This is a genomic window from Agrobacterium sp. CNPSo 2736, assembly GCF_004005385.1.
Taxonomy (GTDB): Bacteria; Pseudomonadota; Alphaproteobacteria; order Rhizobiales; family Rhizobiaceae; genus Agrobacterium; species Agrobacterium leguminum.
Map to the genome: position 1 here is coordinate 1 of NZ_RZTX01000050.1, position 4,904 is coordinate 4,904.

Sequence of the window (4,904 nt, forward strand, 5' to 3'; positions counted from 1 at the left end):
GTAGCCGACATTGCCGAAGCCCTGAACGATGACGGCTGCACCCTTCAGATCACGCTTGCCGTTCAGGCCGGCAGTGCGCGGATCGCGGAGATAGCTCTGGATGGCGAACTGGACGCCTCGCCCGGTTGCCTCGGTGCGGCCGGCGATACCGCCCTTTGACAGCGGCTTTCCGGTGACGCAGGCGCGCGCATTGATGACATCGGTCGGATTGGCGCGGCGGAACTCGTCCATCATCCAGGCCATTTCCCGCTCGCCGGTGCCGATGTCGGGCGCCGGAACGTTGACGCCGGGGCCGATCAGGCCTCGTTTGTTGAGCTCCTGGGTGAAGCGGCGCGTAATGCGCTCGAGCTCCTGCGGCGTCCATTCGCGAGGATCGATCTTCAGCGCGCCTTTCGAGCCGCCGAACGGCACATCGACCAACGAGCATTTAAGCGTCATCAGTGCTGCCAGTGCCTCCACCTCTTCCCCATCGGCATTCGAGGCATAGCGGATGCCACCCTTCACCGGCTCGCAATGCTCGCTGTGGACCGACCGCCAGCCGATGAAGCTGTACATGCGGCCGCGCAGGCGAACGCCGAACCGAACCGTATAGGTCGAGTTGCACTGCATGATCCGCTCCGCCAGCCCTTCGGGCAGGTCGAGAAACGTCATGGCATGACGGAAGTTCTGGTCAACGCTCTCCAGAAAGCCTGCGGAGCTGGTTTCTCCGGCTTGCACGTTGCGTTGTGGTATTGCGTTCACTGGGGGATTCCTCCTTGTTTGGTCGTTCAAGTGCTGTGCTCAGCTCAGCAAAATTCTTTGGTCTGCATTGCGCACCAGCAGGGCGTAAATCAGCGTGAACAGCCGGCGGGCAGTGTCGTTGTCGATGTTCACCTTCGCTGACAACCGGCTTTTCAGCAGTTCGGCAGCCTCGTTGTGGACGCCGCGCCGGCCCATATCGATTGCCTCAAGCCGCTCAGGCCCTGGATGGCGGACGGCGTCGTAGTAGCTCTCGCAAATGCGGGTGTAATCCTTGAGCAGTCGGCGGAAGGGTGTCAGCGACAGGTAGTAACTGACGACGTGGTCGCCCTGATCATCGGCAACGTGCAGAGCCAGGCGCCCGTCAACCGCTTCGATCCTGAGGCGATAAGGTCCGCCGTCGTGACCGACTGGAATGAATGTATTGGATTCCAGGAGATCGATGACAGCGAGCGCTTGCTCCCGCTCAATTCTGGCGTCCCGGCCACCGAACGACCGGTGGAGCGATACGTCGCAGAGACGGTACTCGGCGGAGGCCATGGCCCTGCCCTCCGTCACATCGCTTCCACGCACATGGCGACGCCCATGCCGCCGCCGATGCAGAGCGTTGCAAGCCCCTTCTTGGCGCCGCGGCGCTTCATCTCGAACAGAAGCGTGTTGAGCACCCGGGCGCCGGAGGCACCGATCGGATGGCCGATGGCGATCGCGCCACCGTTGACGTTGACGATGCCAGGATCCCAGCCGAGGTCCTTGTTGACCGCGCAGGCCTGGGCGGCGAAAGCCTCGTTGGCCTCGACGAGGTCGACGTCGCCGATCGCCCAGCCGGCTTTCGCCAGCGCCTTGCGCGAAGCCGGGATCGGGCCAGTGCCCATGACCTGCGGATCGACGCCGGCCGTTGCCCAGGACACGATACGGGCGAGCGGCTGGATGCCGCGCTTGGAAGCCTGCGCTTCGGTCATCAGCAGCGTCGCGGCAGCGCCGTCATTAAGACCGGAGGCGTTGCCGGCGGTGACCGTGCCTTCCTTGTCGAAAGCCGGACGCAGCTTGGTCATCTTCGAGCGTTGCGCCATGGCGGATGTATTCGTCCTGGTCGACGGTGACGTCGCCCTTGCGGGTCTTGACGATGAAGGGAATGATCTCGTCGGCAAAGCGGCCGGCCTTTTGTGCGGCCTCGGCCTTGTTCTGCGAGGCGAGCGCAAACGCATCCTGCTCCTCGCGGGTCAGCTGCCACTGGCGGGCGACGTTCTCGGCGGTGATGCCCATATGATAACCGTAGAAGGCGTCGGTCAGGCCGTCCTTGATTCGATCATCTTGAAGTCGCCCATCTTCACGCCGCCGCGAAGATGCGAGCAATGCGGCGCCATCGACATGGATTCCATGCCACCGGCGACGATGATCTCCGCATCACCGGAGGTAATCTGCTGCATGCCGAGAGCCACGGCGCGAAGGCCGGAGCCGCAGAGTTGGTTCATGCCCCAGGCCGTCTTGTCCTGAGGGACGCCCCCCTTCATCGCCGCCTGACGCGCCGGGTTCTGGCCCTCGCCCGCCTGCAGCACCTGGCCGAGGATCACCTCGTCGACTTCACCCGCTTCGACGCCTGCGCGCTCAAGCACACCCTTGATGACGGCGGCGCCGAGCTCATGTGCCGGTGTGTTGGCGAAAGCGCCATTGAAGGAACCGACCGCGGTGTGGGCGGCGCTGGCGATGACGATCGATGGGGTGCTCAAGGTGGTCTCCTCTTGGTCCTTGCGAAGCGGGCAGGCGCCGGCTCCAGCATCTCGGCAACAGGTCGGCGGTCGGCCTAGTTGATGATGGTCGCCTCGGTGGCGCTGCGGATCTCGCCGTCGGTGACGCCCTCGGCAATCTCGACCAACTTCAGTCCCCCATCAACGACGTCGAGTACACCGAGATTGGTGATGATCCGATCGACGACACTTTGTCCGGTCAGCGGCAGGGTGCAGACCTTTAGCACCTTGGATTCGCCGGCCTTGTTGGTGTGGTCCATAACAACGACCACCCGCTTGACGCCGGCAACCAGATCCATCGCGCCGCCCATGCCCTTGACGAGCTTGCCGGGGATCATCCAGTTGGCTAGGTCGCCATTCTCGGCCACTTCCATGGCGCCGAGGATTGCCATGGCGATCTTGCCGCCGCGGATCATCGCGAAGCTCTGCGCCGAGTCGAAGAAGGCCGAATGCGGCAATGCCGTCACCGTCTGCTTGCCGGCATTGATGAGATCGGCATCAATCTCACGTTCGGTCGGAAAGGGGCCGATGCCGAGCAAGCCATTCTCCGACTGCAGCGTCACATGGACGCCTTCGGGGATATAATTGGCGACCAGAGTCGGAATGCCGATGCCGAGATTGACGTAGGTACCGTCTTGAAGTTCGCGGGCAGCGCGCGCCGCCATCTGGTTTCTGTCCCAGGCCATGTCTCTTCCCCTGCCCTTCAAGCCGCCGCACGCGTCGTGCGCTGTTCGATGCGTTTCTCGTGCTGACCCTGGATCAGACGGTGCACATAGATCCCCGGCACATGGATGTGATCGGGATCGAGGCTGCCGGCGGGCACGATTTCCTCGACTTCGGCAACGCACATCTTGCCGCAGGTAGCGGCCGGTGGATTGAAGTTGCGCGCCGTCTTGCGGAAGATGAGATTGCCCGACGTGTCGGCCTTCCAGGCCTTGACGATCGACAGGTCCGCGACGATGCCGGTCTCAAGAACGTAGGTTTCGCCGTTGAAGGCCTTCGTCTCCTTGCCCTCGGCCACGACCGTGCCGACCCCGGTCTTGGTATAGAAGCCGGCGATGCCGGCGCCGCCGGCCCGCATCCGCTCGGCCAGCGTTCCCTGCGGATTGAACTCAAGCTCGAGTTCGCCGCTGAGATACTGGCGCATGAACTCGCCGTTTTCGCCGACATAGGACGAGATCATCTTCCTGATCTGCCTGGTCTTCAGCAGCACGCCGAGACCGAAGTCGTCGACACCGCAATTGTTCGACGCGATCGTCAGGTCTTTGGTGCCCACCTGACGGATCGCATCGATCAGCAGTTCCGGTATGCCGCAAAGGCCGAAGCCACCCGCAGCAATGAACATGCCGTCGAACAGCAAGCCATCAAGCGCCGACGTCGGATTGTCGTAAGTTTTGTTCATAATACCCCACAGTTTTTTGAATTTGTTGCCCGGCGCAGCCTATGCGCCCCGGCTGCCTTCAACCATGATCTCAAAAAGCGCCGGAAGCTGCTTCTGCCCGTAACCCCTGGCTTTTGCTTCATCAAACAGACCGCCAAGGAGCTGGATCAAATCAGCCCTCATATTCAGTGAGTTTGCTTGTTCGGAAACGAGCTTGAACGCAGCAGCGTGGACGTCGAGCGTTGCTCCGGGGGCAGTGTAATCGCGCTGTATGATGGCATCCCCGTAACGCTTGGTCGTGCGGTTACGGATGTGCTCCCCGCTGTCAATAATTTCCACAATGACGTCAAGCGGCAAGCCCCTGGCAGAGCACAAGGCAAGGGCCTGGAAATAAGCGAGCCAGGAGCCGTAGATGTAAGCAAACCGTGCGAGCTCAAGGTCGGGAGCTGCGCCGTAGCTCTCCGATATGAACATAGGCTTTTTGCCGAGCGCGTGCAGAACGGGTTCGCAGTGAGCGTAGACGCCACGCGGACCCGAATAGGCAATGATGCAATCTCCATCTCTGACACGCTGCGGCAAGCCCATGATGGCGCCATCCAAATAGAGGATGTCCTCCGGCTGGCATAAGGCCGCCATTTTTTCAGATTCACCGCGGGTGATCGTTGTAAGCTGCACCAGGATCTTCCCTCGCAGGGCCTGTCTTGGGCCGTCGGCCAGTAGCAGCTTTTCGGTCGTCGCATGATCTAAGATGCAGACAACAAGCAAATCGCAGCGCTTAATAACTGCATCCAGATCCGTCGAAGTGAACGCGTCTAGCTTGGCAAGCGGCGCCAACTTCTCAGGGGTTCGGTTCCATACACTGACGTCGAAACCTCCCACCAAAAGGCTCTCTGCCAAGGCGCTTCCCATGCTCCCGGCACCCACGACAGCAACACGACGTACGCTATCAACTTGCATGCAGTTCTCCTCCAGCCATGCTGCCAGGGCCAACCGGCAACATGGCTTCCATGCGCGTTAATGGGACGTGTTCCGATATTCGC

At 61.7% G+C, this 4,904-nt stretch carries 5 protein-coding genes and 1 pseudogene; all 6 read right to left on the minus strand.

Going from position 1 to position 4,904, the window contains the following annotated elements:
• The coding region (locus tag EM858_RS26975; protein ID WP_280960159.1) for a Glu/Leu/Phe/Val dehydrogenase dimerization domain-containing protein at positions 1-651 on the minus strand (651 nt) is incomplete at its 3' end.
• Positions 652-780: 129 nt separating this feature from the next.
• Positions 781-1,278, minus strand: coding sequence for a UPF0262 family protein (locus tag EM858_RS26980; RefSeq protein WP_127758581.1), 498 nt, complete (start codon positions 1,276-1,278; stop codon positions 781-783).
• 14 nt (positions 1,279-1,292) lie between these two features.
• Positions 1,293-2,465, minus strand: a pseudogene (locus EM858_RS26985) (acetyl-CoA C-acetyltransferase).
• Positions 2,466-2,539: 74 nt separating this feature from the next.
• Positions 2,540-3,169 (minus strand): 3-oxoacid CoA-transferase subunit B, encoded by a 630-nt coding sequence (locus EM858_RS26990; RefSeq protein ID WP_127758582.1) that lies wholly within the window; start codon positions 3,167-3,169, stop codon positions 2,540-2,542.
• Between the two features lie 17 nt (positions 3,170-3,186).
• Positions 3,187-3,885 carry a CoA transferase subunit A gene (locus EM858_RS26995; protein ID WP_127758583.1) on the minus strand — a complete coding sequence of 233 codons (699 nt, stop codon included), beginning with the start codon at positions 3,883-3,885 and terminating at the stop codon, positions 3,187-3,189.
• Between the two features lie 39 nt (positions 3,886-3,924).
• Positions 3,925-4,821 carry an NAD(P)-binding domain-containing protein gene (locus tag EM858_RS27000; protein ID WP_127758584.1) on the minus strand — a complete coding sequence of 299 codons (897 nt, stop codon included), beginning with the start codon at positions 4,819-4,821 and terminating at the stop codon, positions 3,925-3,927.
• Between the last annotated feature and the right edge of the window lie 83 nt (positions 4,822-4,904).